Origin of the sequence: Pricia antarctica, assembly GCF_900101815.1 — a bacterium.
In the GTDB taxonomy this organism is placed as follows: Bacteria; Bacteroidota; Bacteroidia; order Flavobacteriales; family Flavobacteriaceae; genus Pricia; species Pricia antarctica.
Genome location: NZ_FNAO01000030.1, coordinates 1 through 2,643 on the forward strand (window position 1 = coordinate 1; position 2,643 = coordinate 2,643).

4 protein-coding genes are annotated in these 2,643 nt (G+C 32.3%); 1 reads left to right on the forward strand and 3 read right to left on the reverse strand.

What is annotated here, in order from left to right:
• Positions 1–252: 252 nt before the first annotated feature.
• Genes BLT07_RS20450 through BLT07_RS20460 form a run of 3 tightly spaced genes read right to left on the reverse strand, consistent with a single transcriptional unit; the run spans position 253 to position 2,018 of the window.
• Positions 253–720 (reverse strand): SRPBCC domain-containing protein, encoded by a 468-nt coding sequence (locus BLT07_RS20450; RefSeq protein ID WP_091874453.1) that lies wholly within the window; start codon positions 718–720, stop codon positions 253–255.
• Positions 707–1,222 (reverse strand): hypothetical protein, encoded by a 516-nt coding sequence (locus tag BLT07_RS20455; protein WP_091874455.1) that lies wholly within the window; start codon positions 1,220–1,222, stop codon positions 707–709. The genes BLT07_RS20450 and BLT07_RS20455 overlap by 14 nt, the downstream gene beginning before the upstream one ends.
• Positions 1,223–1,226: 4 nt before the next feature.
• Positions 1,227–2,018 carry an SDR family oxidoreductase gene (locus BLT07_RS20460; protein WP_091874457.1) on the reverse strand — a complete coding sequence of 264 codons (792 nt, stop codon included), beginning with the start codon at positions 2,016–2,018 and terminating at the stop codon, positions 1,227–1,229.
• A gap of 70 nt (positions 2,019–2,088) precedes the next feature.
• Here BLT07_RS20460 and BLT07_RS20465 point away from each other — a divergent pair, with 70 nt between their 5' ends.
• Entirely contained in the window at positions 2,089–2,502 is a 414-nt protein-coding gene (locus tag BLT07_RS20465; RefSeq protein ID WP_245726632.1) for a MerR family transcriptional regulator, read from the forward strand.
• The last annotated feature ends 141 nt before the right edge of the window (positions 2,503–2,643 follow it).

Genomic DNA, 2,643 nt, shown 5'->3' on the forward strand with positions numbered 1-2,643 from the left:
AGTTGTATCTACCTGGATACAAAGTTAAATATTTTTTTAGAATTAAGTGACTGGATTCCGTTTATTTTGGAAAGGTGTCATAATGCATCACAACGTGTTTGTATATGAAAAGTTGCGTGTAAATTAGCACAAACCTTTCGGATTAACACAGACTTTAAATATATGAAAAAGCCAACGAATTAAGCACTTTGTAGCAATTTTTTATATACGGTGTTGGGCGTTCGTTTTTCTTCCGCTCTATTTTGATTAACTCTAATTTTTTAATTCAATTCGGTTTTTTAAAGTCTGATTAAATTCCGTGTAGCTTTTTAAGAAAAAGTTCATAATGAAATTCCCCATAAATAGTGTCGCAAAACCATTTGCTTCGTCAGATTGAATTAGTTTTGTTTGACTTTCAGATATTTTTTCTAACTGATATTTGTGGTTGTCTGTAATACCCAAAATAAATGGGTCGCTCCAACCAAATAATTTGCCTTCATCAAAATGGATAAGTTCGTGTTTATAAATTCCGACTTTGCCTTTATTGTCCATAAAATGAACTACTGTCTGTCCGTTTTTTCTAAAATCGCCTTCTATTTTTTGTAACGATTTACTCCAAGTTGGCATTTGTTTAAAATCGGTTAATGCACGCCAAACTTTTTCGATTGGTGCGTTAATTACTATTTCTGTATAAACACTTCTTTTGAATGTTGAGTGTTTTGTGATTTTATTGTTTGTCATTATTCTGAATTTTTTGATTAATTGTTTGTAAATGTTCAATGTAAAAATGTCCTCTTTTTTCAGCGAAAAAGTCTAATGAAAGTAAAACAGCACATTGAATGAAAAGGCCTAACCCAAAGCCTTTCCAAAAGCCATAATTGGATAATGAAAACATTAAAACTACGCCCAATAAAATCATAGAAATTTCAAAATAGCGGTAGTAAACAAAGTTTTTCATCACTTTTTCCATTCTCGGAATTTCTTCTGTTTGAATTTTTTGTGGTTCATATTTCAGTACGTTTTCTACTCTTGAATTGTCTTTTGGACTTCGGGTAAAGATTGTAGTTCCAATAACAATTTGCACTATTGAGAAAAAGACTAACGGAATGGCTAAACCTTTCCAAAACCTATCTTTTAGATAGAAGAAAAAATAGACTGATAAAATAATGGCGAAAATACCGAAGCCCATAAATAATAGGCTTTCGGCTTTTTCTGCATTAAAATAATTTTTTATTACTTCCATTATCTTAACTTTTTAATGTCCAAGCATCAGCTTGAAGTTGTTTGATATAATCTTCAATAGGTTGTGGGCAAACATTTCTGAAATTTGGATTGTCAGAAAGTATCACATCTACTATCACATCAACCATCATTTGTGGGTCAAATTGTTGTGATAACATTTCCTCAAATCCTGCAAAAATTTGTTCTGATGTGAAGTTCGTTTTTGGGTCGTACCAATGTCTAATACTATCCATTCCTCTGTCATTAAAACCTGTGTCAAAAGCACCTGGATTTACGGTTGCAATTTTAATATTGAAAGGTTCTAATTCCGTTTTTAATCCTTCTGCAATCGCTTCCAAAGCGTGTTTTGTAGCACAATATGCCGAAGCGTAAGGAACCGTCAATAAACCACCCATTGATGAAGTGAAAACAATTTTTCCTGATTTTTTCGCAACCATTTTTTTGATAAATCCTTGTGCAAATTCTAATGCCGAGAATACATTAATGTCAAACATTGAGCGAATTAAGTCAAGTGGTTGTTCTCCAATCGGACCTGCTTCCATAAGTCCTGCGTTACTAAATAAAATATCAATGTCGTATTTCTTGATTAAGTAATCACGCTCTCTTTGCTTGGTTACATCCAATTTTTCTATTACCAAATTGGTAAGATTTTTTGCTTTTGCTTCTGCTTTGAGTTCTGATACTTGTGGCCAAATTTCTGCTGTTGCAATAACGTTATGTCCTTTTTCTGCTAAAATAAATGCAGTAGTTTTAGCAAATCCGTGACCTGCTCCTGTAATTAAAATTGTCTTTGTCATTTTTGATTATTTTTAAATTTCAGCAAATCTATACGAATAATTTTAAACCTACAACCAAAGAGTGTAGTCTATGGTTGTAGTTTTTTTAAAAAAGTTTATCTTTGTCAAAAAAAACACCAAAATGCTTATAAATGAATTGGCAAAACGAACTGGCATAACTGCACATACCATTCGGTTTTATGAAAAATCTGGATTGATAAAAGGTAAGCGTGATGAAACTATAAAGTCAAACAACTATTTTCATTACGATGAAGAGACTGTTGAAAAGTTAGAATTAATTATTGACGCCAAAGCAATTGGGTACACAATCAATGAAATTTCGGAATTGATAGATGCTTGGTATAGTAATAAATTCTCAAAAGATGAAAAATTAGCATTTCTTGATGAAAAGTTAGTTTCGCTTGACCAAAAAATTAAGGATTTAAAAGAAATGAAAAAGCTAATAAGTCAGTATAAAGAAGATGTCTTGGATGATAAATGTTAGGTTTAGTTCGGGTTTTTTTTAAATGACGCCCAACGTCTGGGCTATGGGGTGTGTAATTTAAACTCTGTCCGGTTCACTTTTCATCCATTTCAAAACTTGTCGGATCTTTTATCCGACGGGTTTTGGAATGCGCCCCCGCGG

What these genes read in the sequence shown, in the direction of transcription:
- BLT07_RS20450 (WP_091874453.1), bottom strand. Translation starts at nt 720, where the DNA reads ATGACAAACAATAAAATCACAAAACACTCAACATTCAAAAGAAGTGTT.
- BLT07_RS20455 (WP_091874455.1), bottom strand. Translation starts at nt 1,222, where the DNA reads ATGGAAGTAATAAAAAATTATTTTAATGCAGAAAAAGCCGAAAGCCTA.
- BLT07_RS20460 (WP_091874457.1), bottom strand. Translation starts at nt 2,018, where the DNA reads ATGACAAAGACAATTTTAATTACAGGAGCAGGTCACGGATTTGCTAAA.
- BLT07_RS20465 (WP_245726632.1), top strand. Translation starts at nt 2,089, where the DNA reads ATGGTTGTAGTTTTTTTAAAAAAGTTTATCTTTGTCAAAAAAAACACC.